Genomic DNA, 1002 nt, shown 5'->3' on the forward strand with positions numbered 1-1002 from the left:
CACCGTGATGCCTCATGTCAATACCTCCGGATGAGTTGGTCGTTGCCTCAGGTGCAGATCTCCGGGGCGGTGGGTCGTTGCCTCAGGTAATTCCTCCGGTTACCCGGTGAGCTCGTCGGCTTGGGCGTTCCGGTCGTGGTGGGTGCGGCCCTTGGCCTGGGAGAGGGTCTCGAGTCTGCCGGTGAGGTCGAGGATCTGGCGTTGCAGCGCGCCGAGGCGCAGGCGCTTGAAGCGTGCGTTCATCGTGATCACGGGTCGTTTGCGGATCGCGGAGTGGGCCCGGGCGCGCTGGTGCGGGGTGGCGGCCTGGTGGTACTTCTTGGCGACCTTGGCCCCGTCGCGGTGCTTGGAGGCGAGCTTGAGGCTGGGCAAGAAGTAGTTCGCGAAGGCGTCGTCGGCGTCCCAGATCTGGTTGAGTACCTCCAGCTCGGCGGGGGTGTCGTAGCGGTAGTAGCCGACCAGCTCGCGAACCCGGGCCCAGTTCTTCTGCTCGACGTAGCAGCCATCGTTCTTCTTGCCCGACCGTCCGCGGGTGAAGGTGATCTTGCGCTGCTCGCAGTAGGTCAGCAGGTGGTGGTTGATGAACTCGCTGCCGTTGTCGGAGTCGATGCCGCGGATCGGGAAGGGGAACATCGCCGCGGCGTGGTCGATCGCCTCGATCACCCAGACCCGGGCGCGGTTGGGCACTGACCGGTTGACCGTCCAGCCGGTGGTGATGTCGGTCATGGTCAGGGTGTAGCAGTACTCTCCGGCCGCGACACCGCCGTCGTGGGCGACCAGGTCGATCTCGACGAACCCCGGGGTGGCGTCGTCCCAGTCGGCGAAGGTGCGGATCGGAATCTGGTGCTTGAGCAGCGAGCCGGGTTTGGTGCGCGAGCGTCCCCGCAGGGTCATCCGCTGCCGTTCGCCGGCGAGCATCCGGTCGATTGTGGCCGCCGAGACCCGGGAGAGCAGTTCGGCTTGCTCATCGCTCAGGTCGATCTCGCCCTCGGCGCGCAGCAG

1 protein-coding gene is annotated in these 1002 nt (G+C 66.6%); it reads right to left on the bottom strand.

Annotation, left to right across the window (positions count from 1 at the left end; genetic code table 11):
- Positions 1 to 99: 99 nt before the first annotated feature.
- A partial coding sequence (locus INT49_RS20835; RefSeq protein WP_193119632.1) for an integrase catalytic domain-containing protein occupies positions 100 to 1002 on the bottom strand: 903 nt, incomplete at its 5' end.

The sequence above is a fragment of the Brachybacterium tyrofermentans genome (assembly GCF_014897585.1).
GTDB lineage: Bacteria > Actinomycetota > Actinomycetes > Actinomycetales > Dermabacteraceae > Brachybacterium > Brachybacterium tyrofermentans.